The organism is Streptomyces drozdowiczii (assembly GCF_026167665.1).
GTDB classification, from domain to species: domain Bacteria; phylum Actinomycetota; class Actinomycetes; order Streptomycetales; family Streptomycetaceae; genus Streptomyces; species Streptomyces drozdowiczii_A.
Genome location: NZ_CP098740.1, coordinates 4,102,581 through 4,127,459, shown reverse-complemented (window position 1 = coordinate 4,127,459; position 24,879 = coordinate 4,102,581). Strand labels below are relative to the sequence as shown.

Sequence of the window (24,879 nt, the reverse complement as noted above, 5' to 3'; positions counted from 1 at the left end):
CTCGCCGCTCAGTAGTCGAACGCCCTGGCCGTGTTGTCCGCGATCGCCTCCGCCAGCACGTCCTCGTCCAGGCCCTTCACCGCCGCCATCGCCCGCAGCGTGACCGGGATCAGGTACGGCGCGTTGGGGCGTCCCCGGTACGGGGCGGGGGTCAGGAACGGGGCGTCCGTTTCGACCAGGACCAGTTCCAGCGGGGCGACCGCCAGCGCGTCGCGCAGGGGCTGGGCGTTCTTGAAGGTCATGTTGCCGGCGAACGACATGAAGTAGCCGGCCTCCGCGCAGACCCGGGCCATGTCCGCGTCGCCGGAGTAGCAGTGGAAGACGGTCCGCTCGGGCGCCCCCGCGTCCGCGAGGATGCGCAGGACGTCCGCGTGGGCCTCGCGGTCGTGGATGACGAGGGCCTTGCCGTGCCGCTTGGCGATCTCGATGTGGGCCCGGAAGGACTCCTCCTGGGCGGCCATGCCCTCGGGGCCCGTACGGAAGTAGTCGAGGCCGGTCTCGCCGACCCCGCGTACGTGCGGCAGCGCGGCCAGCGCGTCGATCTCGGCGAGCGCTTCGTGCAGCGCGGCCGTACCGCCCGCCTCGCGCGCCCCCTGCCGCGACCAGCCGTCCGGATCGCCGTGCACGATGCGCGGCGCCTCGTTGGGGTGGAGGGCCACCGCCGCGTGCACGTTGGCATGCGCGGCGGCGGTCTCGGCGGCCCAGTGGGACCCCTTCACGTCGCAGCCCACCTGGACCACGGTCGTCACATTCACCGCGGCGGCCCTGGCAAGGCCCTCCTCGACGGTGCCGTCCTGCATGTCCAGGTGGGTGTGCGAATCGGCGACCGGCACCCGGAGGGGTTCCGGCAGGGGCGGGGCTTCGCTGCGGCTCATGGCCACGATCGTACGAGGACCGCGGCGCACTGGCCTACGCGGTCACGCGGTCACGCGGTCACTTGCGGAACGGGTGCAGCAGGTCGGAGAGGTGCCAGTGGTGGCCGGCGGACGGGACGGCGGTCGCCGCCACGGGCTCCTCGGCCGGCTCCTCGGGGACCAGCGGCCCGGCCGCGGGCTGGGAGCGGTTCTGGTTGTACAGGAACCGCTGGATGTTGGAGACCCGCCCGGCCCGCATGATCCGCACGACGTGCCCGCCGCAGTTGGCGCAGGTCGGGGTGGACAGGGGCGAGGGCACCCGTTCGCCGTCCGCCTTGTAGACCACGTACGCGTGGCCGGACGCGTCGGTGTGGTGCTCTATCTCGTACGCCTGCTCCCACCCGTGTCCGCACCTCATGCAGGCGAAGGCGTATGCCTCGTGTGCGGTGGCTGCCGTGATGTCGCTCATGCCTGCTCCTCTTGTCCGTCGGACAAGCACTCCGGGGAATGCGCCCTGTCTTCCAGTGGACGCCTTCACCGGCGGGAGCGCACCGGGCCCTGTCGAGTGTTGGAGCGGTTTTGGCCTTCTCGTGGTCAAAGGGGCCGGTACGCGGCTCTCGCTTTGCTTTTCACGATAGTCCTTTGCCGTCGTCGTGGCCGGTCCGAGCGGCATTCTTTGCCGCCACGACGGCGTCGAACACCTCGCGTTTGGGCAGGCCGGCCTCGGTGGCGACGGCGGCGATCGCCTCCTTGCGCCGCTCCCCCGCCTCCTCGCGCACCCGCACCCTGCGCACCAGCTCCTCCGCGTCCAGTTCCTCCCCGCCGGAGGGCGCGCCCTCGACCACGACGGTGATCTCGCCGCGTACCTGCTCGGCGGCCGACCAGGCGGCGAGCTCGCCCAGCGGCCCGCGCTTGACCTCCTCGTACGTCTTGGTCAGCTCGCGGCACACCGCGCCCCGCCGCTCGGCGCCGAAGACCTCGGCCATCGCGGCGAGGGTGTCGTCCAGGCGGTGCGGGGCCTCGAAGAAGACCATCGTGCGGGGCTCGCGGGCGACCTCGCGGAGCTTGGAGAGGCGTTCGCCGCCCTTGCGCGGCAGGAAGCCCTCGAAGCAGAACCGGTCCACCGGCAGCGCGGACAGCGCGAGCGCGGTGAGCACGGCGGACGGGCCGGGCACGGCGGTGACCCGGATGTCCCGCTCCACGGCGGCGGCCACCAGCCGGTAGCCGGGGTCGGAGACGGACGGCATCCCGGCGTCCGTGACCAGCAGCACCCGGGCCCCGCCGGCCAGGGCCTCGACGAGTTCCGGCGTACGGGCGGACTCGTTGCCCTCGAAGTACGAGACGACGCGTCCCGTGGTGTGGACGCCGAGCCCCTGGGTCAGCCGCCGCAGCCTGCGGGTGTCCTCGGCGGCGATCACATCGGCCGCCTCCAGCTCGGCGGCGAGGCGGGGCGGGGCGTCCGCCAGGTCGCCGATGGGGGTCCCTGCGAGCACGAGCGTTCCAGTCGTTCCAGTCACAAGCCCCATCCTCCCGCACGGGCAACACCTCTCCCACAGACGCGTTCCCTACGATGGCGCGGTGACGAGTACTGCGCCCGAAGCCCGGCAGGGCCAAGACGCCGGGGAACAGCACGGCCCGGAGCCGACCTCCTGGCAGCGGCGGCTGCGCCGCTTCGGCCATTCCCCGCGCCCCGGAATCGGGCTGCGGGAGCGGCTGAACCCGCCGTACACCCGGCCCGGGAACCAGCTGTGGGCGGTGCTCGGCGTGCCGCCGCTGCTCGCGGACCGGCTGGTGCGCTGGGCGGCGTGGGGCGGTCCGCTGCTGGTCGCGGCGGTCGCGGGGGTGCTGCGCTTCTGGAAGCTGGGCAGCCCGCACGCGGTGATATTCGACGAGACGTATTACGCGAAGGACTCCTGGGCGCTGATCAACCAGGGGTACGAGGGGGCGTGGCCCAAGGACGTCGACAAGCTGATCCTGAACGACCCCTCGCAGGTGCCCGTGCCGACCGATCCCGGGTATGTGGTGCACCCGCCGGCCGGCAAGTGGATCATCGGGCTCGGCGAGCAGCTGTTCGGGTTCACGCCGTTCGGCTGGCGGTTCATGGTCGCCGTGCTCGGCACGCTGTCGGTGCTGATGCTGTGCCGGATCGGCCGCAGGCTGTTCCGCTCGACGTTCCTCGGCTGCCTGGCGGGCGCGCTGCTCGCGGTGGACGGGCTGCACTTCGTGATGAGCCGCACCGCGCTGCTCGACCTGGTGCTGATGTTCTTCGTGCTGGCCGCGTTCGGCTGCCTGCTGATCGACCGCGACTGGGCCAGGCGCCGGCTCGCGGCGGCGCTGCCGGTGGACGAGGACGGGGTGCTGCGCCCGGACACCAAGGTCGCCGAGCACCTGCGCCTGGGCTGGCGGCCCTGGCGGATCGCTGCCGGTGTCTCGCTGGGCCTGGCCGCCGCGACGAAGTGGAACGGCCTGTACATCATGGTCGCGTTCGGCCTGATGACGGTGTTGTGGGACGCGGGCGCGCGCCGCACCGCCGGGGCCGTGCGCCCGTACACGGCGGTGCTGCTGCGGGACGTGCTCCCGGCGTTCGTCTCGGTGGTCCCGGTCGCGCTGGCCACGTACCTCGCGTCCTGGACGGGCTGGATCGTCCGGAACTCGCCGGACCGGCACGGCTACTTCCGGGACTGGGCGACGACGGACGGCAAGGGCGGCAGCTGGACCTGGCTGCCGGACTGGGTGCGCAGCCTGTGGCACTACGAGCACCAGGTGTACGACTTCCATGTGCACCTCACGTCCGGGCACACGTACCAGTCCAACCCGTGGAGCTGGATCGTGCTGGGCCGGCCGGTCTCGTACTTCTACGAGGAGCAGAACGGCTGCGCCGAGTCGGTGACCGGGAAGTGCTCCCGCGAGGTGCTGGCGCTCGGGACACCGCTGCTGTGGTGGGCGGCCTGCTTCGCCCTGGTGTACGTGCTGTGGCGCTGGATCTTCCGCCGCGACTGGCGGGCGGGCGCGATCGCCTGCGGGGTGGCCGCGGGGTGGGTGCCGTGGTTCCTGTACCAGGAGCGCACGATCTTCCTGTTCTACGCGGTCGTGTTCGTGCCGTTCCTGTGCCTGGCGGTGTCGATGATGATCGGCGCGATGCTGGGGCCGGCGGCGGAGACGGGACCGCGGTACGAACTCGGGCTCGCGAAACCCGACCCCTCCGGGGAGCGGCGGCGGACGCTGGGCGCGGTAGCGGCCGGGGTCCTGGTGCTGCTGATCATCTGGAACTTCATCTACTTCTGGCCGCTGTTCACGGGGACGCCGATCCCGGAGGACGCGTGGCGCGACCGGATGTGGCTGGACACCTGGATCTGAGCGGCCCCATCCCGCCATTCACGGCATGTCCGCGTCGCATTCCGATAACAACCGGTACTCCTGTCACTACGGTCCCGTAGGGTGCCCCGTACAGCCTTCTTGAACGTGTTCAAGAAGCAGGCTCCGGGGGATGGGGACGTAAGGGAATGCGCAGTGGGGCGAAGGTAGGCATAGTCGGCGGGGTGTTCGCACTCGTGCTGAGCGGGGTGGGGTACGGGGCGTACAACATCCTGGACGGGCTCGGGGACAGCGGTGTCGGCGGCAACACGAGCACGGCCGCCGACTCCTCCGAGGTGAGGTCGGGTCCGGTCACCAAGGAGGAGATCGCCGACACCTCGAAGAAGTTCCTCGCCGCCTGGGCGGAGGGCGAGGGGACGGTCGCGGCGGCGCTCACCAACAACAAGGCGGACGCGGAGACCGCGCTGACCGGTTACAGCGACACGGCGCACGTCACCAAGGCCGTGATCACCCCGGGCAGGGCGACCGGCTCGACGGTCCCGTACACCGTGAAGGCGACCGTCTCGTACAAGGGCGCGACGAAGTCCTGGTCGTACGCCTCGAAGCTCACCGTCGTACGCGGACTGACCACGGGCCGCCCGCTGGTGGACTGGGAACCCTCCGTCATCCACCCGGACCTCGCCAAGGGCGAGTCGCTGGAGACCGGCGAGTCCTCCACCGCGTCGATCGAGGCGGTCGACCGCAACGGGCAGGTGCTCACCAAGGAGAAGTACCCGTCGCTCGCCGGCATCCTGGACGAGCTGCGCAAGAAGTACGGCGAGAAGGCCGGCGGCACGACGGGCATCGAGACCTGGATCAACAGCGCGAACGCCGACGGGGTGAACAAGACGCTGCTGACCCTGGTCAAGGGCAAGTCGGGCCGGGTGGAGACGACGCTGGACGCGAAGGTGCAGGCGGCGGCCGAGCGGGGCGTGAAGAAGTTCGAGAAGGCGTCGGTCGCCGCCGTCGAGCCGTCGACGGGCGCGATCCGGGCGATCGCCAACAACCCGCCGACCGGCTTTGAGACGTCCCGCAGCGGTGCGGTGGCTCCCGGCTCGACGATGAAGATCATCACGTCCGCGATGATCATCCAGAATGGCCTGGGCAGTGCGAACAGTGCCGTGGCGTGCCCGTCCCAGGTGAGCTGGGAGGGTGTCACCTTCCACAACCTGGACAACTTCTCGATGCCGAGCGCGACCCTGAAGACGGCCTTCGCGCGGTCGTGCAACACCGCCTTCATCAAGCCGGTCGCGCCCCTGAAGGACAAGCGGGACACCGCACTGGCCGTCGAGGCGGAGCAGTACTTCGGCATCGGCCGGAACTGGCAGACGGGCATCGCCACCGTCGACGGCAAGGTCCCCGAGTCCTCAGGCGCCGAGACCGCCGCCTCGTTCATCGGCCAGGGCAAGATCCAGATGAACCCGCTCAACATGGCCTCGGTGACCGCCACCGCCGTCAACGGCCGCTTCCGGCAGCCGTTCATCGTGGCGCAGTCCCTGGACAACCGGACCTTCGCCACCGCGACCCCGCTGCCGCCCGGCGTCTCCGGCCAGCTCAAGGAGATGCTGCGCTACACCGCGACCGCCCCGAGGGCACCGGGACCCAGGCCATGGCGAGCGTCGGCGGCGACAAGGGCGCCAAGACGGGCTCGGCGGAGGTCGACGGCCACGCCACCTCCGACAGCTGGTTCACCGGCTTCAGCAACGACCTGGCGGCCGCGGCGCTGGTCCAGTCCGGCGGCCACGGCGGCGACGCGGCGGGCCCGGTCGTCGCGGAGGTCCTGCGGGCGGGGCCGTGACCCCGGCGGACCAGGGGCCCGGCGCGCCGGGCCCGGACGTCCTGGTCGACCCCGGCGTCGACGTCCCGGTCCCCGCCGACGGCGAGACGTGGGCCGTCGGCGCGGTGATCCTCGACGGACAGGGCCGCGCCTTCGCGCAGAAGCGCGGCCCCCGCCAACGGCTGTTCCCCGGCTGCTGGGACATCGTGGGCGGCCATGTGGAGCCCGGCGAGACCCTGTTGACCGCCCTCGCCCGGGAGGTGGCCGAGGAGACGGGATGGCGCCTGCGCAGGCTCCGGACCCTGCTCGGCGTCACCAGCTGGACCGGCGACGACGGCGGCGGGCTGCGCCACGAGGCGGACTACCTCGTGGAGGTCGACGGCGACCTGGACCGCCCCGCCCTGGAGTGGGCCAAGATCAGCGATTACGGCTGGTTCGGCCCCGGGGACCTGGACCGGCTCAAGGAGAACCGCGACCCCGCCGACTTCCTGATCCACGACAGGATCGCCGCCGCGCTGCGGGCCGCCCCCGGCGCTCAGTAGCCCACCGTGAAGTGCCGCTCCCCGCGCGGCCGTTCCAGCTCGTCCAGCACCGCCACCGCCAGGTCCTCCACCGCGATGCGGGACGCGCCGTCCTCCGCCGTGAGGAGGGTGGTCGTGCCCCGGCGGTACGCACCCGTGCGGGGGCCCGGCTCCAGGACGGCGGGCGGGCTGACGTAGGTCCAGTCGGCCGCCGGGTGCGCCCGGCAGGCGGCGAGCTGGGCGGAGCTGGCGGCGGCGACCGTGCGCCACTGCGGCGGTACGTACGCGGGGTCGTCCACCACCAGCCGCCCGGGCTGCCCGGGGACCGCCAGCGGGCCCGCGCCGCCGATCACCAGGACGCGCGTCCCGGTCTTCGCCGCCGCGTCGAGCAGCGCGGTCGTGGTCGCCGCGATGGTGTGCTCGCGCCCCTGGGGCGGACGGGTCGCGGCCACCACCGCGTCGGCCCCGTCGAACAGGGCGCGCATCGCGTCGGTGTCGTCCGCGTCGCCCGCCACCGGGGTGACGCCGGGCGGCAGGGTGTCCGGGCGGGTGGAGCGGTAGACCGCGAGGAGCGCGTGGCCCCGGTGCGCGGCTTCGGTGACGACACGGGAGCCGGCCATGCCTGCGGCTCCGAGAACGGCGATCCTCATCGAGGGGCCCTTTCCGGTACGGGAGTGGGGAGGACGACAGGGGCGCGCCCCGGGAGCTGGCCCCCGACGACCGAGGCGAGGGCGAGCGCGAAGCCCGCCAGCTGGACCGGGCCGAGCGTCTGGCCGAGGACGAGCGCGCCGAGACCGGCAGCGACGAGCGGCGAGAGCAGTCCGAGGACGGCGACCGAGGTCACCGGCAGCGCGCCGATCCCCCGGAACCACAGGGCGTACGTCAGCAGCCCGCCGACCAGGCCCAGCCAGAGGTAGCCGAGCGCCGCGCGGCCGTCGATCGCGGGCGGGGCGCCCTCGGCGAGGAAGGTCACCGGCGCCAGGAAGAGGCCCCCGGCGGTGAGCTGCCAGCCGGTGAAGGCGAGCGGGCCGACGCCCTCGGGGCGCCCCCACCGCTTGGTGAGCGTCACGCCGAGCCCCATCGTCGCGGCCCCGGCGAGACCGGCCGCCACCCCGGCCGCGTCCAGCTCCGCCCCGGGCCCGATGACCACCAGGCCGACGCCGAGCACCCCCGTAACGCCCCACACCAGGGGGCGGGCGGACAGCGGTTGGCGGAGGACGGCCACCGCGAGGACGGCGACGACGAGCGGTTGCGCGGCGCCCAGGGTGGCGGCGACACCGCCCGGGAGCCGTTCCGCCGCGATGAACAGCAGCGGCAGGAAGAGCCCGATGTTGAGCACCCCGAGCACCGCCGCCTTCCCCCACCAGGCGCCGCGCGGCAGCGTGCGGGTGACGGCGAGGGCGATGAGACCGGCGGGCAGGGCGCGCAGGAAACCGGCGAACAGCGGGTGCCCGGCCGGCAGGAACTCCGTGGTGACGATGTAGGTCGTGCCCCACACCGCCGGGGCGAGCGCGGTCAGGGCGGTACGGGACAGCGCCGTGGGTCGACTTGTCATGGTCCGAAGTCTCGGTCCGGGCCCATTGATGAGTCCAACACATGTCCGTCACCGCATTGATCTCGATCCACGATGAATGGACGATGCACCCATGGAGCTCCAGCAGATGCGTTACGTGATCGCCGTGGCCGAGACCGGCAGCTTCACCCGGGCCGCCGAGCGGTGCCTCGTCGTGCAGTCGGCCCTGAGCCACCAGATCGCCCGCCTGGAAAGGGAGTTGGGCGGGCGCCTCTTCGAGCGGACCACCCGCCGGGTGCGGCTCACCCCGGCCGGCGAGGCGTTCCTCCCGGCCGCCCGCCAGTGCCTGGAGGCCGCCGAGCGCGCCGCCGCCGAGGTCGCGGCGGCGGTCGGCGAGGTGCGCGGCCGGCTCGCGGTGGGCCTGATCCCGACGGTCACCGCCGTCGACATCCCGGCCGCCCTGGGCGACTTCCGCCGCCGCCACCCCCAGGTGCGGGTCAGCCTGCGCGTGGGGGCCAGCGACGAGCTGGTCGAGCAGGTCCGCGAGGGCGCCCTCGACGTGGCCTTCCTCGGGCTGCCCGCGACCGCGGCGCCCCGGGGCGTCGGCCGCCACGAACTGGCCCGCGACCGGCTCGTCGCCGTCGTCGCCCCGGACCATCCGCTGGCCGGGGCGGCCTCCGTGGACCTGCGGAGACTCGCCTCCGAGGTCTTCGTGGACTTCCCGGCGGGCACGGCCGGACGCGCCCAGACCGACCAGGCGTTCGCCGCCGCCGGACTCGTCCGGGACGTCGCCTTCGAGGTCACCACCGCGGATTACATCGCGAGCCTCGTCACCCCGGGCCTGGCGGTGGCGATGCTGCCGCCCGCGTACGCCGTCCGACTCCCCGGCATCGTCGCGGTCGAGGTCTCCGACGCGCCGGTCCGCGTCCAGCACGCCGCCTGGAGCCGGTCCGGCCGCACCCCGGCCGCGACGGCGTTCCTGGCGGCGCTCGGCATCCCCGTGAAGGACGGGGAGGACTCATGAAGTGACGACACGAAGTATTGACACGCTCTTGTCAGGGACGGAACACTCCAGAAACACGGGAGAGCGCTCTCCAAGAATGACCGCAGTGCTTCCGTCCTCCCCGGCCGGGCGCCCTCCCCCACCCCACGCTCCCCCACGACGCAGCAGGAGGTCTCCATGCCACGGAGGTCCAGAACCCTCACCGGACTGCTCTTGTTCACCTCGCTGAGCCTGACCACCGCCGGGATCGCCGGGATCGCCGCGACGGCGAACGCGGCCCCCGAGACGAGCGCCGCCGCGCACACCGAGCACGCGGCCTACTCGATGCCGGGGATGCCCGGCATGCCGGCGTCCACCAAGGCGTCCGGCGACGACCCGGACGGGGACGGCTACATCATGGCCGACCCGCCGGTCACCGGGGTCACCCCCTCGATGGACGTCCCGCCGACGGCGTACTTCCACGAGTTCCAGGCCAAGTGCGCCCCCACGCACACCGCGCCGGACGACCCGATCGTCTACCCGGGCCAGCCCGGCAAGTCCCACGACCACACGTTCATGGGCAACACCACGACGGACGCGTACACCACCGCCGCCTCGCTGGAGTCGGGCGACACCACATGCCTGGCGCCCGGTGACAAGTCGGGCTACTGGATGCCGAGCCTGTTCAAGGGGACACCAAGGTCCTCCCGGACGGCGTCCAGACCATCTACTACAAGTCGGGTGTGACCGACTACCGCAGCGTGCGCCCCTTCCCCAAGGGCCTGCGGTACGTGGTCGGCAGCCCGATGCAGAGCCAGGAGGAGTTCAAGAACCTGAAGGGCACCGTCGAGGGCTGGGAGTGCGGTGACTCCTTCAAGAACTACAACTTCCCGGCCAGCTGCCCCGACCGCCGGGACGTGCAGCTCAACCTGCGCCTCCAGGCGCCGAGTTGCTGGGACGGCATCCACCTGGACACGCCGGACCACAAGAGCCACATGGCGTACCCGGTCGCGGGCGGAGCCAACTACAACTCCTGCCCGGCGGACCACCCGGTCGCGCTGCCGATGATCGAGTTCAAGATGGCGTGGCCGGTCAACGGCGACATGTCGCAGGTGAAGCTGGCGAGCGGGGCGGGCTTCTCGTTCCACTACGACTTCATGAACGGCTGGGACACCGCCACGCTGGACGCGATGGTCACCCACTGCATCAAGGGCGGCCTCCAGTGCGACCCGCACGGCTACGACGAGAACCACCCCGACAAGGGCGCGGTGCTCGACGGGAACTACGAGCTGCCTTAGCCGGCACCGCGCGCACCCCCACAGGTCCGGGGCCTTTTTTCGGCCCACACCGGAGAGCGCTCTCCAAGATCGCGGAGGCCCCGGACCGCGCGCGCACAGCACCACCTCCCCATCCCCCCAACTCCCCCCACCCGCAAGGAGAGAGACACATGCACCATCCCCCACCCGTACGACCCGCCGCCTGATCGCCCCCGTAGCGGCGGCGGCGCTGCTGGGCGGCGGACTGCTCGCCCTCCAGGCACCGGCGGCGCAGGCGGCCGGGAACGTCGTGAAGGTCACCGGCTCCCAGGGCAACTGGCAGCTGACGGTGGACGGTTCGCCGTATACGGTCAAGGGCCTCACCTGGGGCCCCTCGGTCGCGGACGCCGGGAAGTATCTGCCGGACCTGGCGTCGATGGGCGTCAACACGATCCGCACCTGGGGCACGGACGCCACCAGCAAGCCGCTGTTCGACACGGCGGCGGCCAACGGCGTCAAGGTGATCGCCGGTTTCTGGCTCCAGCCCGGCGGCGGCCCCGGCAGCGGCGGCTGCGTCAACTACCTGACGGACACGCAGTACAAGAACGACATGCTCGCCGAGTTCCCGAAGTGGGTCGACACCTACAAGGACAACCCCGGCGTGCTGATGTGGAACGTGGGCAACGAGTCCACGCTCGGCCTGCAGAACTGCTACGGCGGCGACGAACTGGAGGCCCAGCGCAACGCGTACACCTCCTTCGTCAACGACATCGCGAAGAAGATCCACGAGGTCGACCCGAACCACCCGGTCACCTCCACGGACGCGTGGACCGGCGCCTGGCCGTACTACAAGAAGAACGCCCCGGACCTGGACCTCTACGCGGTCAACGCCTACGACGCGGTCTGCAACGTCAAGTCGGACTGGGAGCAGGGCGGTTACGACAAGCCGTACATCGTCACGGAGACGGGCCCGGCCGGCGAGTGGGAGGTGGACGACGACGCCAACGGCGTACCGGACGAGCCCACCGACGCCGCGAAGGCCGAGGGTTACACCAAGGCATGGGGCTGCGTCACGGGGCACACGGGGGTGGCCCTGGGCGCCACGATGTTCCACTACGGCACCGAGGACGACTTCGGCGGTGTGTGGTTCAACCTGCTGCCGGGCGGCGAGAAGCGGCTCTCGTACTACGCGGTGAAGAAGGCGTACGGCGCGGACACCTCCGGTGACAACACCCCGCCGGTGATCTCCGACATGACCGTCGACAACGCCACCGAGGGCGTCCCCACCGGCTCCGACGTGCGCGTCAGCACGCACACCACGGACCCGGACGGCGACGCGATCACGTACCAGGTCCTCTTCAGCAGCAACTACATCGACCAGAACAAGGCCCTGGTCCCCGCCGAGACCAAGGACAACGGCGACGGCACGCTGACCGCGAAGGCGCCGAGCAAGACGGGCGTCTACAAGGTGTACGTGAAGGCCCGGGACGGCCACGGCAACGTGGGCGTCGAGACCAAGTCCCTCAAGGTGATCCCGCCGAAGGTGGACGGCACCAACGTCTCGCAGGGCAAGCCCGCCACGGCCTCCTCCTTCCAGACGGACCCGACCGGCGGCTGCCCGTGCGGCGCGGACAACGCGGTGGACGGCAAGTTCGACACCCGCTGGGCCAGCGACTGGAGCGACCCGCAGTGGCTCCAGGTCGACCTGGGCACCTCCACGGCCATCAAGCACGTCCAGCTGGCGTGGGACCCGGCGTACGCGAAGGGCTACGAGATCCAGACGTCGGAGGACGGCCAGAACTGGACGACGATCAAGACCGTGACCGACGGCAACGGCGACATCGACGACCTGGACGTCACCGGCACGGGCCGCTACGTCCGTATCAACGGCACCGCGCGCGGCTCCGGCTACGGCTACTCCCTCTACGAGTTCGGCGTCTACAGCTGACGGGAGACCGGCGCTCATGATGCCCACGCACCACCTGGACCGCGCCCGGCCCTACGTGCTCGGCCTGTTCCGCATCGTCATCGGGTCGCTGTTCACCTGCCACGGCATCGCCTCGCTGTTCGGCGTGCTGGGCCGCGAGACCCTCCGGGCGGGCACCTGGCCCGGCTGGTACGCGGCGGTCATCCAGCTCGCCGCCGGCCTCCTGGTGACCCTGGGCATCGGCACACGCACGGCCGCCTTCCTGGGCTCCGGCTCCATGGCCTTCGCGTACTTCGACGTCCACCAGCGGGCGGCCCTGCTCCCCATGCAGAACGGCGGCGAACCCGCGGCCCTCTTCTGCTGGACGCTCCTGCTGCTGACGTTCACCGGCCCGGGCGCCTTCGCCGCAACCCGCACCCAGCAGCAGGACCACCACCTCGGCGCCCCCGTTTGAGGGAACGGCCACGCCGCCGACCGGCCCCCCGGGACTGCCCGTGGGGGCCGGTCGGCATTGGGGGTTAGGCGCTGCCCGGCGGATCATGGGCGGATCCATAAACGGATTTTGCCGCTGCGGTGACCGTGCCGTGGAAGGCGTAGGCCCTCTTGTCGTAACAGGTGGCGACCGTGCGGAAGTTCTTGAGCCGGTTGATGGTCCGCTCGACCTCGTTGCGCCGCCGGTAGCGCTCGCGGTCGAAGCCAGTAGGTCTGCCGTCCGCGCTGCTTCTGCGCAGGCGGTTGGCCCACTGGCCCTTCGGCTCGGGAATCGTGTGCTTGATGCGCCGTCTACGCAGAGCGAGGAGCCAGTACACAGCCCACGACCACCAATGGTGCAGCCGGTAGAAGAGCCATAGCAGAGGCCCACTAATCGCAAGGGTGAAGGCAAGTTCTAGAAGAACTCCCCATTCTCGCCGTCATTTCAACTCTGCTTCACCCCTCTCCTTATTCTGCTGCACTTGCCTCCGAAGCAGGCCCTCGATGTCATGAATCTCCCGCTGCCACTGCGCAGGGTCCAGTGCACGCAGCCTATCCACCAGCTCCAGCCATGGGCACCCCCTGAGTCTTACCGCAGAAGCATAGGCATCCGCCGAGTCTGTGCCTGGAAAGAAGGCGGGCGACCTGCCAAAGCCCAGGAGATTGGCACCGAATAACACCCTGCGAGCCGTGACGGGGCCGCGAAAGGGAACTGAATGACGACCACCGCTGACAACTGCCGACTGTTCAAATCCAGCCACAGGGCTCAACGGCGACTTGACCGCAAAGGTTGCAAACCGGCGAGTCTCTGTTCGGCTACTGGTCGCGCAATGCGGCGCTTGGCTCGCCGAGCACTACCCTCGCTCCCTTTTTCATTTGCTCAAAGGTGGGAGGGTAGTTCATGAGGGCTCTTTCTACCCTTTCCCATGCTGGCCCTCTTAGAGACTTGCCAGGCGCAACCTTGAAGCGATGCGGGGATGTAAATTCCCCGCGCGCCACCCTTTCGCTGTAGTTGATCACCTTACCGTCTGCATGTCGAGTCTTATCGTTAACCTTCTCCACGAGGCCGAATCGCGACAGGGTCAGATGCGCTTCATAAACGTCTCGCGACAAGCCGTACTTCCACTCTCTGTCCTGTTCCGATACATAGACTCCATGCTGGGCATGTACATCAGGGAAGCGAGAAGCTAGATGGTTGAGCACTAGGTACATGCGGATTTCAGCAGGAGTCAGCAGGTAGACCCAACCCTCTCTGAAAAAGTCCACATGAAGCGATACTGTTGAAGGCCCATTCTCATACCACTCTGGAATGGTGTAACCGTACTTCTCGAAGTGGGCACTTCCAGACTCATGAAGCAGCATCAACGGAAAAGGATTCACTGGATCCCCAATACTTCGCACAGCGAGGTTCTCATCCACCAACCGCTTGAAAGCAGACTTAATCTGACGAGCACGATTCTGCGCCGCAGTAACTGGCACCTTTGCTTGCATGTTCTGCGTGGCCGCAGACACCACGATCGTGGACCACGAGACCTCATGGCGAGAGCCCAGAATCGGCAGCGGGCAAGGCCCCGCCATGCCGTCTCTTTTTCTAGTCTGAGCCTCGAATAGCCCGAGCAAGTAAATTTGCAGGTTGATCCCTCGCGGTGCCGAAATACGCGCTATAGGCGACGGCACGTATGGCGACCCACTGAAGAACTCGGACCTGATCCGTATGTGTGATGGCCAGAGTCCCCCGCGCGCATGGAGCGAGCCGAGCCCCCGAGTGGCCTCCCGCAAGCGCGGAAGCCGGCCTTGCAGGGCAGCCATCCGGCGCTCGCGGCGATCAGCGTTTCTTGGCACGTCAACCCCTATCTGACCCTTTGGCCCGCATGGCGCATAGGCCCTGACCAGCGGGTTTCACCGTACGGCTGTAAGAGCTACATGCGGGCGAAAGGGTCTTCAAGTCGGCATCTCAGACAGTTCGACCCTTTGGCCCGCATCAGACTTGGCCCCTGACCAGCGGGTTTCACCGTACGGCTGTACAAGCTACATGCGGGCGAAAGCGTCTCGCAGGCAAGCAAGTAAATCAGCACTAGATGAGGGAAAGTGACGGCACGTCGACGACGAGCGGCCCCCTGGGGCAACAGGAGGCCGCGCTTACACCCACTCGATAGCGAGTCGCCCGAAGAAGGTGCCGCACATGAATGTACGCCTCTACAACAAAGCCCGTAGGATGGCCAGCCGCCATCCCGCGAGGGTCCTGATCGGCTTGCTGGCTTTGGGCGTAACCGTCAGCGTCTGGATCAGCCCCAGGCTTGCCGTCCCGATCAGCACGGGGGCAGCGGTGCTGGGGGCCGCAGTCCCGGTAGCTCGATCAACCCGTCCTCGCTCATCTGCACACGAGAGGGAGATGCCGAACGAGCTGGTAGGTGGTGGTTTGGTAGAGCAGCGAGTGCAACAACAATAACGACTAGCCTGCCATCGGACTCCCGTCTTCAAGCTACTTCGGGACGAAGGGGTCGCACCGGAAGGAGACGCCTGGGTGCCTGTCGGTCCGCCTGTGGGCCGTTCACGAGCCACAGGCGGACCGTACGAGGGGCCTGTCCGTGCCCGGGGCGCAGGTCAGCGTGGTTTCAATTGAGTAGGCGGCATGGTCTTGAAAGCCGTCTTGGCACAAGTCACCGTGGGTGCGATTCCCAGCCGCACACGCAGGAATTCGGCGGAACAGCCTTTCAGCGGACGGTCCCCCAACGCTGAGGCGCACCCCTTTCTGCCTCACCTCGGTTCAACCAGTCATACGGTGCGCGTGCCATGTGGCGGCAGCAGCCGCGAGGCGCTGGGTCCACGGGTCGGGGTCGACGGTGCTGATCTCGGACCAGACGTTGGCGTTGGCTGCGGCGAAGGCGGTGATGCCTTCGGTGGGGGCTGTGTGCCAGGAGGGGATTTCGGCGGCCCAGTGTTCGGCGGAGGCGGGGGTGTGGCTGGATGCGATGAGCCAGATGACCCAGTAGGCGGCGTCGAGCCAGGCCGCTCCGCGGGTTGCCCAGGCCCAGTCCACCAAGCGGGCGCGGTCGCCCGCAGGGGCGTCGTCGTCCACGAGGACGTTGGTGTTGTTCAGGTCGGTGTGGAGCAGGTGGGGTCCGGCGAAGAAGTGGAGGTCGTCCGCGTGGGCTGCGTAGCGCTCCAGGCGCTGCTCGGCTCGACGGAGTTCGATGCCGGGGCACGAGGCTTCACCGAGGCGGCGCAGCAGAGAAGCGACTTCGGAGAGATCTGGGGAGTCGGGGGCGTAGTCGGCGTGGTGGCCTGTGAGCGCTTCGAAGCCGAGGAGGTCCCAGCCGGCCGTCTCGACACGCCAGCGCAGGGCAGGGGCCAAGCCGGTGAGGTAGGGGGCGACGACAGCTTCTCGGCGCTGGGTCCAGGCGCGGGGGTGGTCGGTGCGTAGACCCTTGATGTGCCAGGTGCCCGTGGCGGAGGTGACGCGGGCCGCGATCTCGCTGTTGAAGCCCTCGGTCATTTCCTCAACCCCGAGGAAGGGGCCGGTGTGCTCCTCGACGGCGGTACGAGCTGCGGGCGGCAGCTGGTCGAGGCCGATGCGGATGGTCGCCATGGGGCTTCACTCTTCCAGAGGATGGTGGTGCGGGGCTCCGGACGAAGGGCCTCCGGAGCCCCGCAGGGGCACGCGCCCGGTTGTCTACCGGTACGGGTTGTCGTCGTTGCAGCCCGGAATGGCGCCCTCGGACAGCACCTCCAGGTCGTCCAGGAGGATCACTCCCTCGGGCTCCTCCAGGACCGGCGGTCGGGGGCTGATCTCCACCATGACTGCGGTCATGACGCTTCCTCGCTTCCGTGTTGGCAGTAGGTGTTCAGTGGTGCCTTCGCCTCCTGGTACGCCTTGGCGAGCGGTCGGCAGACCCGGCAGGTGCCGGAGAGCTGACAGCCGCCGCAGCCACCGGTGCGAAGCATTTGGGCATCCGCGATGCCGGGCAGACGGAGGAGTCCGTCCAGGCCCTCGGACATGAGATCGATGGGGTTCTCGCGGCCGACCTTGCACATGGTCGCCAGGCCGAGCGGGTCGACGTGGAAGAAGGTGTGGCCTGCGGGGCAGCCCTCGAAGACGCTGGTCTTGTCCAGGAATCCGGGAGCCTGCGCGGCCAGCGGTTCAGGCGTGCCGGTGTACGTGGGCGAGATCGTGCCGTACTCCTGACGGCTCGCCCCGTACCGCTCTGCAAGGGCACGCATGGCGTCCAGCTCGTGGGCGTTGTGCCGGGTGATGATCAGCGCGAGTTCGAGCGCGATGCCGGCCTCGCGCGCCGCGACGAGCCCCTTCTCGACCAACTTGAACGCTCCCGGTTTGCGGGTGAGCGAGTCGAAGCTGTCCGGCGTCGCCCCGTAGAGGGAGACGGTCACTTTGTGCGGCGGCAGGTCGCGAAGGAGATCGATGATCTCGGGGCGGTGGAGCCGGGAGCCGTTGGTAAGGATCTCGATCAGCATTCCGGAGCGGTGGGCGAGCGTGTACGCGTCTACGAAGTCCCGGTCGATCAGCGGCTCGCCGCCCGTGAACTGGAGCCACAACACCCCGGCGTCCCGCAGCAGGCGCAGGAGCCGGACCTTGTCGGGCCAGGGCAGCCCCTCGAACTTCCGCTCCGCGAGGTAGCAGTGCTCGCAGTTGAAGTTGCAGCCCTTGTTGATCTCGTACGTGGCCCGGCCGTACCCGAGGCGGGCCTCGGAGCGTACGAGAACGGCGTCCCGCATCGCCGCGCGCGCGAGGTCCACGTTCCAGGCCGTACGGGCGTGGTCGAGAAGCCAGGCCGGTAGAGGGCTACTGCTCTCCGCGATCGAGGCCAGTTCCTCGTACAGGGCCCGGGGGATGCGCATGCCGCCCTTGGAGCCGGGACGGGCGATAAGGAACGTTCCGTTGTACGGGCTCGCGATCAGCTTGTGCACGGGGCCTCCTCCGGGGCGTCTTCCCAGGTGTGCTGCTGGGTGTGGTCGGCAAACAGACAGCAGCCGTCACCGCCGGGCCCCGGGGCGGCCACCGGGGAGTCCGGCAGCCCGACAAGCTGCACCGCGTCCGCCCCGTGCCAGCGGAGCAACAGCGCGGTTCCGTACACCCCGTTGTCGGTGAGTAGGCCAAGGTGTTCGCCTTCGTCGTGCGCGGACAGCTGGCACTGCACCGCCGTGTCCCCGTACGGGGCAGCCGACTTCTCGCGCGCTTCCCGTGCCAGGTCGAGGGGCACCCGACGCCAGTGCGAGCAACGCATCACGAGACCATTCCGAAGGACGCGATGGCGTTGCCGGCCTGTCGCGAGCACCGGAGGCAGACGCACGGCGGGTAGCGGCCCGGGTTAGTTGCGACAACCGGGTCTTCACCCACACGTACCGCCGTGAGAGGTCCCCACGCCCGGCCGGAGTCACGGGAAACCCGCAACGTCATGCGTACCTCGTTCTGTCCGTCCGCCATGTCAGGAGCATCGCGATCCACGGACCCCGCCAGAAAGGCCAAGCGGATTACCCAACCTGGGTAGCATCACCCTCAGTAGGCTAGTAGAAGCAATTCGTAGTCCTCATGCTGGAGCGTGCCCGATGCCCGAGCCATCCCGCTCTCAGGAACTCCCGGTCAGCCTGCTTACGGATCCGGTGATGATCGAGGCATGCCGGACCCGAGACTTCGGCCGCGTCTTCAGACTGGTCAAAGCACGAGCAGGCATCTATCCGTCGATGATCGCGCGCCGCTGCGATCTGACCCCGAGCCGTGTGGGCGAGGTGATCGCCGGACGGCGGCAGTTGCTGCACATGGACGTGGTCGAACGGATCTCGGACGGGCTTCGCATCCCCGGGCAGATGCTTGGCCTTGCCCGACGCTCCTGGGAGACTCCACCGAGCCTGACGACCAAGCCTAGGGAACCGGCCGAAGCGCCGGCCTCAGCCGTCGAGTCGCTTGGCGCCGGGCTGCCGGGAGCGGATGTCGACAGCATCCTCGTTCTGGCAGCCGAGCACGATCTCAGCCTCTCGACTCTGGACGCCCTGCACTCGTCAATCGCGGACTACTGGCGCAGAGACGACGAGCACGGGGGCGAGACCTTACGACCGGCAGTTGTCGGCCAGCTCCGTTACGTTGTCGGTCTCCTTAAGGAACAGCGTCCGGCCCCCCTGCGAACCGGCCTGCACGGCATCGCGGCCGAACTGGCCCGGCTGACCGGGTGGACCTACTTCGACGCCCGTCAGTACAGCCAGGCACGCGCCTACTTCACCGAATCCCTCGGTCTCGCCAGGGCAATCGACGACCGCCAGTTCATGGCCAACGTTCTCGCTTGCATGAGTCTTCAGGCCACGTACGAGGACAAGCCCGGCGACGCCCTCGCACTCGTCACAGCCGCCCAGGATCAGGCCAGGGAGGCAGCGGGGACGACACCGCGCGTACTGGCGATGCTCGCGATGCGTGAAGCCTTCGCCCACGCTGCTCTCGGAGATCGCGGTGCGACGCACACCGCGATCTCCGAAGCCCACGGCCAGTTCGGGCGAATCAGCACTGGTGATCCGGACCCCGGCTGGGTCGCCTATTTCGATGAACCGAAGCTGATCGTGGACACCGGCATCGCGCATGGCCGCCTGGGCGAAGCAGCTCTCGCCGAACCTCTCATCGCGGACGCCCTCCGCCGAGAGCACCGGACGAACCACCGAGGGCGCGCCTTCCACGCCTTCTGGCTGGCCCGAATCCAGCTCCAGCGCGGCAAACTCGATGAGGCGTGCCACACGGCCATGGACGCCCTGGCCCCGGCGGCAGCCGTCAGTTCCCAGCGCGTCGGCAGCCATCTTCGCGAGTTCTACGAGCAGTTGGAGCCCTTTCGTCGGGAACCGGCCGCAGTGGCGTTCGAGTCCCGGCTCCGGGAAACACTGCCCCGCCAGGTCAGCGGATCGCCTCGTCCATGAGCACGTAGAGCAGCCCGACCAGGGAGCCGCTGCTGACGATCTCGCGCCGGTCGATCATGCCCCGCACATCGGCCAGCGGGATCCACTCGATCCGGTCCGACTCATTCTTCTCGGTCGGAGGCCCCTCGTACGTTGCTCCGTCGGCGCGGAAGATGTGGTGCTGGGAGTCGGTGATGCCATTGGCAGGCTCGGCGTAGATGAGCGGCTTGACCGGGCCAGGCCGCCAGCCCGTCTCTTCCAGCACCTCACGGGCCGCCGCCTCAGCCGGCGTCTCGCCCTCCTCAACCAGACCCATGGGCAGTTCCCACGCCCAGGCGTCCGTGATGAAGCGGTGTCGCCACATCATGAGGATCTCGCGCCGGTCGTTGACGACGGCTGCTACCGCCAAGTGCCGGAGTTTGACGACGTGGTGCTCCCAGCGGTTTCCGTCCGGCGTCTCGACTTCGGTGAGCCACAGGTTCACCCAGCTGTTCTCGTAGATCGGACGTTCCCCGTGGATTTTCCACTGCATCGCTGCGGCCCCTCTCGATCGGTCTCCAGCATCGCAGAGCAGCGGACGGCCGACGAACGGCTCCGCAGGGCGGGCACCTGGCCCGCCAGCAGAAACCCCACCTCCGCGCCCCCGTTTGCGAGAATGGATACGCCGCGGCCGACGCCCCGGGACTGGCCCGGGGGGGACGCTCAGCGTTCGGGAAACGACCTGGGCGTAGCGGCGTCATCCGCCCTGCGCCATAACGGCGTTGGGGGACGCCTCTGCCCTGCACGGACGGCATCCCGGCCCGGGGCGGTGCGCTGGGCCGGAGCGTGCGAGGGGCTAGTCGCGCTCGGGCCAGACCGGTCCCTCGTCGGTCCAGACGACGCCCTTGTTGCGGCACAGGCAGAAGGGGTGGCCGACCGGGTCGGTGTAGACCCGCCAGCCGTAGCCGTTGGGGCCGATGAAGTCCTGCCTCAGCGTCGCGCCGAGGTCGAGGACGCGGCGCTGCTCGGACTCGATGTCGTCCACTTCGAAGTCGAGGTGGAACTGCTTGGGGTGCTCGCTGTCGGGCCACTGCGGAGCGCGGTAGTCGGCCACCCGGATGAACGCCAACTCGATCTCGCCGAACCGGATCCCGGCCCAGTCCTCGGAGCTGTCCTCCTTCACCGGCCGGCCCGTGACCTCGGAGTAGAAGGCCGCCAGCTTCATCGTGTCCGGGCAGTCGATAATGAAATCGGTGAGTCGCAGCATTCCGCGATCTTGGCACAAGGCCACGCCCGGCTGCGAGGGCCCTTGGTGCGAGCACGTTCTGCCCGACGCCGCACGAGACGGACTCGTGATCGGTATCAACGTCAGCGGGTCGCCTCGTCCATCAGCACGTAGAGCAGCCCGACCAGGGAGCCGCCGCTGACGATCTCGCGGCGGTCAATCATGCGGCGCACGTCCGCCGGCGGATCACGGGTCCGGGTGCCCTGACGGCGAACCGCACCAGGTAGTCCCTGGACCGGCAGCAGGAACACCACCTCGGCGTTCGTCACAGCGCCGTGGCCGCGCGGACCAACCCCGCTACCGCTGTCGAGCGGCTGTGTGGGGGCCAGGCGATGACTGTGGTGACGTGGGGGCTGTCGGGGACGGGGATGGCGGTCAGGCCCTCGTGGAGGCTGGGGCGGATGGATTCCGGGACGATCGCGCAGGCGCGGCCCAGGGCGATGAGCTGGGTGAGTTGGGTGTGGTCGCGGACCTGGGGGCCGGGGCCGTCCGGGAAGGTGCCGTCGGGGCGTGGCCAGCGCGGGAGGGGGAGGTCGGGGAGGGCGCCGACCTCGGCGAGGCTCAGGTGGGGGCGGGTGGCGAGGGGGTGGCCCGCCGGGAGGACCGCGACCTGGCCCTCCGTGTGCAGGTCCTCCGTGTCGAAGCCGGCCAGGTCGTCGAACGGCCGGTGCAGCAGGGCCACGTCCGCCCGGCCGTCGCGCAGCACGCCCGCCTGCTCGCCCGGCCCGCACAGCAGGACGTCCACGGTAACGGCACCGGGCTCGGCGGCGTAGGCGTCGAGGAGCTTGGCCAGCAGTTCGCCGGAGGCGCCCGCCTTCGCGGCGAGGATCACGGTGGGGTGGCCGGCCGCGTCGAGAGCCGCCCGGCGGGTACGGCGCTCGGCGGCCTCGACCGCGTCCAGCGCCGCCCGCGCCTCCCGCAGCAGCACCGCCCCGGCCGCCGTCAGGGTGACGCCCCGGCTGCCACGCTCCAGGAGCGGCGCGCCCAGCCGCCGCTCCAGCCCGCCGATCGCCCGCGACAGCGGGGGCTGGGCGATCCCGAGCCGCCCCGCGGCCCGGCCGAAGTGCAGCTCCTCGGCGACCGCGACGAAGTACCGCAGTTCACGCGTCTCCACCCTGCCAGCGTAACGGGCCGGACCAGGAGCGATACCCGGGCGGTATCGCCGCCCACCCGGTCGGTCTTGGACGCCCCGCCCGGTGCGGGAGAAGTATCGGAGTCATGACTGAGACGAACACCGTGAACCACCCCAAGGTCGCGCTGGTGACCGGGGCCAACAAGGGCATCGGCTACGAGATCGCCGCCGGGCTCGGCGCGCTCGGCTGGACGGTCGGCGTCGGCGCGCGGGACGAGGAGCGGCGCGAGGCCGCCGTGGCCGAGCTGCGCGCCGCCGGGGCCGACGTCTTCGGCGTACCGCTGGACGTGACCGACGACGCGAGCGTGACCGCGGCGGCCCGGCTCGTGGAGGAGCGGGCCGGGCGGCTCGACGCGCTGGTCAACAACGCGGCGATCACCGGCGGCCACCCCCAGGAGCCCACCACGGTCGACGTGGACCGGGTGCGGGCGGCCGTGGAGACCAACGTGATCGGCGTCATCCGCGTCACCAACGCCCTGCTCCCGCTGCTGCGCCGCTCCCCGGCCCCTCGGATCGTGAACGTGTCCAGCAGCGTCGGCTCCCTCACGCTCCAGACCACCCCGGGCGCCGAGACCGGCCCGATCTCCATGGCCTACGCGCCGTCCAAGACGTTCCTCAACGCCGTCACCGTGCAGTACGCCAAGGAGCTGGCCGACACGGACATCCTGATCAACGCCGTCTGCCCCGGCTACACCGCCACCGACCTCAACGGCTTCCGCGGGACGCGCACCCCGCAGCAGGGCGCGACCGCCGCGATCCGGTTGGCCACCGTGGAGGACGGCGGCCCCACCGGCCGCTTCTTCAGCGACGAGGGGGAGATCCCCTGGTAGCACGGACGGTTCCGGTACGCGCCGAGGGCCGCGGCCCGGGCCGGCTCGCCCCGTCGCAGAGGAAGCCCCGGCCGCGCTACTCCGAAACCGCCGCCCGGAACCCCGTGTTCACCGCCGTGAGCCCCCCGTCCACGCACAACGACGTACCCGTGATCCACTCCGCGTCCGACGACGCCAGGAACGCCACCGCCTTCGCGATGTCCTCCGGTTCGCCGACGCGGCCCAGCGGGTACAGCGCGCTGACCCGGTCCAGCTCCGCCTCCCGGCCCGACCAGGCTTCCGTGCGGATCGTGCCGGGGACCACGAGGTTGGCGCGGACGCCGCGCGGGCCCGCGTGGCCGGCCAACGTGCGGGTGAGGCTGGCCAGGCCCGCCTTCGCTGCGCTGTAGGCGTGGTTGCCGAAGTCCTGCATGCCGTTGACGGAGCCGATGGAGACGATCGCGCCCCGCCCGGACGCGGCGAGGTGCGGCATCGCGGCGCGCGAGCAGCGGTACGCGCCGCCCAGGCTGACGTCCAGGTCGCGGTGCCAGGTCTCGTCCGGCTCGTCCTCGAAGAGCGTGCTGTCCAGGCTGCACGAGTACGCGTTGTTGACGAGGACGTCGAGCCCGCCGAAGGTCTCCACGGCGTACGCCACCGCCGCCTCGACCGACGCGCGGTCCGCCACGTCGCAGACCAGCGCCTCGGCCGTACGGCCGCTGCCCCGGATGTCCGCCGCCACCGACTCCGCCCGGTCGCCCTCCAGGTCGGTGACGAGGACGCGGGCGCCCTCCGAGGCCAGCAGGCGGGCGGTGGCGGCGCCGATGCCCCGGCCCGCACCGGTGATGAGGACGGCGTATCCGTCGAAGCGAGTCATGGCACCGACCGTACCGCCCGGACCAGGGCCCCGGGCCGGGGGCGGCCGGTGGCAACTCCCCCCGCGCGCCCACCAGTCACAGCACCGAGCGCACCGCCCGCACCAACGCCTGCGCCCTCGGGTCCGCCGTGACCCCCTTCTGGAGGCCGTTGGTCACGTACCCGAAGGCGATCCCCGACTCCGGGTCCGCGAAGCCCAGCGAGCCGCCCCGGCCGGGGTGGCCGAAGGAGCCGGGCGCGAGGAGCGGGCTCGACGGGCCGTGGAGCATGTAGCCCAGGCCGAAACGGGTGTTGACGACCAGGACCTGGTCCGGGCCCGCCGACTCCTCCGTGCGCGCCAGCGTCAGGGTCGCCGGGGCGAAGAGGCGCTGGCCGTCCACCGGGCCGATCATCGCGGCATAGCAGCGGGCCAGGCCGCGCGCGGTCGCGGTGCCGTTGGAGGCGGGGAGTTCGGCGGCCCGGTAAGCGGCGTCGTTCTCGTCGGGCAGCGGGTCGATCGCGCCGAACGCCCGCCGGGTCAGCGACTCCGGGTCGCGGTAGGCGTCCACCACCGACCGCTTCGGGCGCATCCGCAGCGCCCCGGTGTTCTCGGCGGCGGGCGGTTCGACGGGGCCGATCCGGCCGACCCGGTGGGCCTCGTCGTCGGGGATGCCGAACCAGAAGTCGAGGCCGAGCGGGCGGGCGATCTCCTCGGCGACCCAGCGGCCGACGGTGCGCCCGGTGACGCGGCGCACGAGTTCGCCGATGAGCCAGCTGAAGGTCTGCGCGTGGTAGCCGTGCGCCTCGCCGGGCCCCCAGGCCGGGGCCTGGGCGGCGACGGCGTGCGCCCCGCTCACCCCGTCGGCGGCCTCCTGAGGGGTCAGCGGCCGGTCCAGGGCCGGGACACCGGCCCGGTGGGCGAGGAGGTGGCGGACGAGGACGCGCTCCTTGCCGTTCGCCTTGAACTCCGGCCAGTACGTGGAGACCGGGGCGTGCAGGTCGATCTGGCCGCGCTGGTGGAGCAGCAGCGGGACGGCGGCGGCGATGCCCTTGCCCGCCGAGCGGACGACCTGGACGGTGTCGACGGCCCAGGGTTCGGTGCCGTCCACGTCTCTGGTGCCGGCCCACAGGTCGACCACCTTGCGCCCGTGCCGGTAGACGGCGACCGCCGCCCCCCGGTCCCCGCGCTGCTCGAAGTTACGGACGAAGGCGTCCCGGACCGCTTCGAATCCGGGCGCCGCCGTGCCGCGTACGTCCACCCCTGCTGCCGCACTCC

22 protein-coding genes and 3 pseudogenes are annotated in these 24,879 nt (G+C 70.3%); 9 read left to right on the top strand and 16 right to left on the bottom strand.

All coding sequences use genetic code 11. The annotated features are described in order from the left end of the window. Window positions 1-8 precede the first annotated feature (8 nt). From NEH16_RS18855 to rsmI, 3 genes are all read right to left on the bottom strand, one after another. Complete coding sequence (locus tag NEH16_RS18855) at window positions 9-875, bottom strand: TatD family hydrolase (RefSeq protein ID WP_265543871.1); 867 nt, start codon at window positions 873-875, stop codon at window positions 9-11. Between the two features lie 58 nt (window positions 876-933). Next, window positions 934-1,323 carry a hypothetical protein gene (locus NEH16_RS18850; protein WP_265543869.1) on the bottom strand — a complete coding sequence of 130 codons (390 nt, stop codon included), beginning with the start codon at window positions 1,321-1,323 and terminating at the stop codon, window positions 934-936. 160 nt (window positions 1,324-1,483) lie between these two features. Further along, complete coding sequence (gene rsmI, locus NEH16_RS18845) at window positions 1,484-2,380, bottom strand: 16S rRNA (cytidine(1402)-2'-O)-methyltransferase (protein ID WP_265543867.1); 897 nt, start codon at window positions 2,378-2,380, stop codon at window positions 1,484-1,486. A 52-nt stretch (window positions 2,381-2,432) separates the two neighbouring features. On the opposite strand from rsmI, the gene NEH16_RS18840 reads away from it, so the two are divergent. The 3 genes and pseudogenes from NEH16_RS18840 to NEH16_RS18830 all read left to right on the top strand — a co-directional run bounded on the left by NEH16_RS18840 (window position 2,433) and on the right by NEH16_RS18830 (window position 6,527). Beyond that, entirely contained in the window at window positions 2,433-4,211 is a 1,779-nt protein-coding gene (locus NEH16_RS18840; protein ID WP_265543865.1) for a dolichyl-phosphate-mannose--protein mannosyltransferase, read from the top strand. Window positions 4,212-4,357: 146 nt separating this feature from the next. Beyond that, window positions 4,358-6,006 (top strand): annotated as a pseudogene (locus NEH16_RS18835) (penicillin-binding transpeptidase domain-containing protein). Next, on the top strand, window positions 6,003-6,527 hold the full coding sequence (locus tag NEH16_RS18830) for an NUDIX hydrolase (RefSeq protein ID WP_265543862.1): 525 nt from the start codon (window positions 6,003-6,005) through the stop codon (window positions 6,525-6,527). The pseudogene NEH16_RS18835 and the gene NEH16_RS18830 overlap by 4 nt, the downstream one beginning before the upstream one ends. Here NEH16_RS18830 and NEH16_RS18825 read toward each other — a convergent pair. Together NEH16_RS18825 and NEH16_RS18820 are read right to left on the bottom strand one after the other, a co-directional pair. Beyond that, window positions 6,521-7,156, bottom strand: a complete 636-nt coding sequence (locus tag NEH16_RS18825; RefSeq protein WP_265543860.1) for an NAD(P)-dependent oxidoreductase — start codon at window positions 7,154-7,156, stop codon at window positions 6,521-6,523. The two genes, NEH16_RS18830 and NEH16_RS18825, sit on opposite strands and share 7 nt — an antisense overlap. Further along, window positions 7,153-8,061, bottom strand: a complete 909-nt coding sequence (locus NEH16_RS18820; RefSeq protein ID WP_265543858.1) for an EamA family transporter — start codon at window positions 8,059-8,061, stop codon at window positions 7,153-7,155. Before NEH16_RS18820 ends, NEH16_RS18825 begins: the two co-directional genes overlap by 4 nt. A 91-nt stretch (window positions 8,062-8,152) precedes the next feature. Here NEH16_RS18820 and NEH16_RS18815 point away from each other — a divergent pair, with 91 nt between their 5' ends. The 4 genes and pseudogenes from NEH16_RS18815 to NEH16_RS18800 all read left to right on the top strand — a co-directional run bounded on the left by NEH16_RS18815 (window position 8,153) and on the right by NEH16_RS18800 (window position 12,638). After that, window positions 8,153-9,043, top strand: coding sequence for a LysR family transcriptional regulator (locus NEH16_RS18815; RefSeq protein WP_265543857.1), 891 nt, complete (start codon window positions 8,153-8,155; stop codon window positions 9,041-9,043). 156 nt (window positions 9,044-9,199) lie between these two features. Continuing rightward, window positions 9,200-10,299, top strand: a pseudogene (locus tag NEH16_RS18810) (DUF1996 domain-containing protein). Window positions 10,300-10,480: 181 nt separating this feature from the next. Continuing rightward, window positions 10,481-12,205 (top strand): discoidin domain-containing protein, encoded by a 1,725-nt coding sequence (locus tag NEH16_RS18805; RefSeq protein ID WP_265547258.1) that lies wholly within the window; start codon window positions 10,481-10,483, stop codon window positions 12,203-12,205. A gap of 16 nt (window positions 12,206-12,221) precedes the next feature. Beyond that, window positions 12,222-12,638: a DoxX family protein gene (locus NEH16_RS18800; protein ID WP_265543855.1), complete on the top strand. Its 417-nt coding sequence runs from the start codon at window positions 12,222-12,224 to the stop codon at window positions 12,636-12,638. Window positions 12,639-12,721: 83 nt separating this feature from the next. Here NEH16_RS18800 and NEH16_RS18795 read toward each other — a convergent pair. The 6 genes and pseudogenes from NEH16_RS18795 to NEH16_RS18770 all read right to left on the bottom strand — a co-directional run. Next, window positions 12,722-12,975: pseudogene (locus NEH16_RS18795) on the bottom strand (IS5/IS1182 family transposase); the annotation flags it as partial. Window positions 12,976-13,471: 496 nt separating this feature from the next. Next, entirely contained in the window at window positions 13,472-14,167 is a 696-nt protein-coding gene (locus NEH16_RS18790) for a hypothetical protein (RefSeq protein WP_265543853.1), read from the bottom strand. 1,255 nt (window positions 14,168-15,422) lie between these two features. After that, on the bottom strand, window positions 15,423-16,244 hold the full coding sequence (locus NEH16_RS18785) for an aminoglycoside phosphotransferase (RefSeq protein ID WP_265543851.1): 822 nt from the start codon (window positions 16,242-16,244) through the stop codon (window positions 15,423-15,425). An 84-nt stretch (window positions 16,245-16,328) separates the two neighbouring features. Next, a complete protein-coding gene (locus tag NEH16_RS18780; protein ID WP_185992985.1) occupies window positions 16,329-16,466 on the bottom strand; it encodes a hypothetical protein in 138 nt (45 codons plus the stop codon). After that, window positions 16,463-17,581 (bottom strand): radical SAM protein, encoded by a 1,119-nt coding sequence (locus NEH16_RS18775; protein WP_265543848.1) that lies wholly within the window; start codon window positions 17,579-17,581, stop codon window positions 16,463-16,465. Before NEH16_RS18775 ends, NEH16_RS18780 begins: the two co-directional genes overlap by 4 nt. Then, window positions 17,569-17,898, bottom strand: a complete 330-nt coding sequence (locus NEH16_RS18770; RefSeq protein WP_265543845.1) for a hypothetical protein — start codon at window positions 17,896-17,898, stop codon at window positions 17,569-17,571. Before NEH16_RS18770 ends, NEH16_RS18775 begins: the two co-directional genes overlap by 13 nt. Window positions 17,899-18,220: 322 nt before the next feature. Here NEH16_RS18770 and NEH16_RS18765 point away from each other — a divergent pair, with 322 nt between their 5' ends. Continuing rightward, the gene (locus NEH16_RS18765) at window positions 18,221-19,567 is read left to right on the top strand and encodes a helix-turn-helix domain-containing protein (protein WP_265543843.1); all 1,347 of its coding nucleotides are present in this window, start codon (window positions 18,221-18,223) and stop codon (window positions 19,565-19,567) included. Here the strand turns inward: NEH16_RS18765 and NEH16_RS18760 are convergent. From NEH16_RS18760 to NEH16_RS18750, 3 genes are all read right to left on the bottom strand, one after another. Next, window positions 19,545-20,078: an NUDIX hydrolase gene (locus tag NEH16_RS18760; protein ID WP_265543841.1), complete on the bottom strand. Its 534-nt coding sequence runs from the start codon at window positions 20,076-20,078 to the stop codon at window positions 19,545-19,547. The two genes, NEH16_RS18765 and NEH16_RS18760, sit on opposite strands and share 23 nt — an antisense overlap. Before the next feature lie 303 nt (window positions 20,079-20,381). Beyond that, on the bottom strand, window positions 20,382-20,792 hold the full coding sequence (locus NEH16_RS18755) for a VOC family protein (protein WP_265543839.1): 411 nt from the start codon (window positions 20,790-20,792) through the stop codon (window positions 20,382-20,384). Between the two features lie 283 nt (window positions 20,793-21,075). Beyond that, window positions 21,076-21,924, bottom strand: coding sequence for a LysR family transcriptional regulator (locus NEH16_RS18750; RefSeq protein ID WP_265543837.1), 849 nt, complete (start codon window positions 21,922-21,924; stop codon window positions 21,076-21,078). Between the two features lie 104 nt (window positions 21,925-22,028). On the opposite strand from NEH16_RS18750, the gene NEH16_RS18745 reads away from it, so the two are divergent. Then, window positions 22,029-22,772 (top strand): SDR family oxidoreductase, encoded by a 744-nt coding sequence (locus NEH16_RS18745; RefSeq protein WP_265543835.1) that lies wholly within the window; start codon window positions 22,029-22,031, stop codon window positions 22,770-22,772. 76 nt (window positions 22,773-22,848) lie between these two features. Here the strand turns inward: NEH16_RS18745 and NEH16_RS18740 are convergent, their stop codons facing one another. Together NEH16_RS18740 and NEH16_RS18735 are read right to left on the bottom strand one after the other, a co-directional pair. Next, a complete protein-coding gene (locus NEH16_RS18740; RefSeq protein ID WP_265543833.1) occupies window positions 22,849-23,625 on the bottom strand; it encodes an SDR family NAD(P)-dependent oxidoreductase in 777 nt (258 codons plus the stop codon). Between the two features lie 76 nt (window positions 23,626-23,701). Next, the gene (locus NEH16_RS18735) at window positions 23,702-24,862 is read right to left on the bottom strand and encodes a serine hydrolase domain-containing protein (protein ID WP_265547256.1); all 1,161 of its coding nucleotides are present in this window, start codon (window positions 24,860-24,862) and stop codon (window positions 23,702-23,704) included. Between the last annotated feature and the right edge of the window lie 17 nt (window positions 24,863-24,879).

What these genes read in the sequence shown, in the direction of transcription:
- NEH16_RS18785 (WP_265543851.1), bottom strand. Translation starts at nt 16,244, where the DNA reads ATGGCGACCATCCGCATCGGCCTCGACCAGCTGCCGCCCGCAGCTCGT.
- NEH16_RS18850 (WP_265543869.1), bottom strand. Translation starts at nt 1,323, where the DNA reads ATGAGCGACATCACGGCAGCCACCGCACACGAGGCATACGCCTTCGCC.
- NEH16_RS18820 (WP_265543858.1), bottom strand. Translation starts at nt 8,061, where the DNA reads ATGACAAGTCGACCCACGGCGCTGTCCCGTACCGCCCTGACCGCGCTC.
- NEH16_RS18765 (WP_265543843.1), top strand. Translation starts at nt 18,221, where the DNA reads ATGCCCGAGCCATCCCGCTCTCAGGAACTCCCGGTCAGCCTGCTTACG.
- NEH16_RS18760 (WP_265543841.1), bottom strand. Translation starts at nt 20,078, where the DNA reads ATGCAGTGGAAAATCCACGGGGAACGTCCGATCTACGAGAACAGCTGG.
- NEH16_RS18800 (WP_265543855.1), top strand. Translation starts at nt 12,222, where the DNA reads ATGATGCCCACGCACCACCTGGACCGCGCCCGGCCCTACGTGCTCGGC.
- NEH16_RS18780 (WP_185992985.1), bottom strand. Translation starts at nt 16,466, where the DNA reads ATGACCGCAGTCATGGTGGAGATCAGCCCCCGACCGCCGGTCCTGGAG.
- NEH16_RS18740 (WP_265543833.1), bottom strand. Translation starts at nt 23,625, where the DNA reads ATGACTCGCTTCGACGGATACGCCGTCCTCATCACCGGTGCGGGCCGG.
- NEH16_RS18770 (WP_265543845.1), bottom strand. Translation starts at nt 17,898, where the DNA reads ATGCGTTGCTCGCACTGGCGTCGGGTGCCCCTCGACCTGGCACGGGAA.
- NEH16_RS18825 (WP_265543860.1), bottom strand. Translation starts at nt 7,156, where the DNA reads ATGAGGATCGCCGTTCTCGGAGCCGCAGGCATGGCCGGCTCCCGTGTC.
- NEH16_RS18815 (WP_265543857.1), top strand. Translation starts at nt 8,153, where the DNA reads ATGGAGCTCCAGCAGATGCGTTACGTGATCGCCGTGGCCGAGACCGGC.
- NEH16_RS18755 (WP_265543839.1), bottom strand. Translation starts at nt 20,792, where the DNA reads ATGCTGCGACTCACCGATTTCATTATCGACTGCCCGGACACGATGAAG.
- rsmI (WP_265543867.1), bottom strand. Translation starts at nt 2,380, where the DNA reads ATGGGGCTTGTGACTGGAACGACTGGAACGCTCGTGCTCGCAGGGACC.
- NEH16_RS18855 (WP_265543871.1), bottom strand. Translation starts at nt 875, where the DNA reads ATGAGCCGCAGCGAAGCCCCGCCCCTGCCGGAACCCCTCCGGGTGCCG.
- NEH16_RS18745 (WP_265543835.1), top strand. Translation starts at nt 22,029, where the DNA reads ATGACTGAGACGAACACCGTGAACCACCCCAAGGTCGCGCTGGTGACC.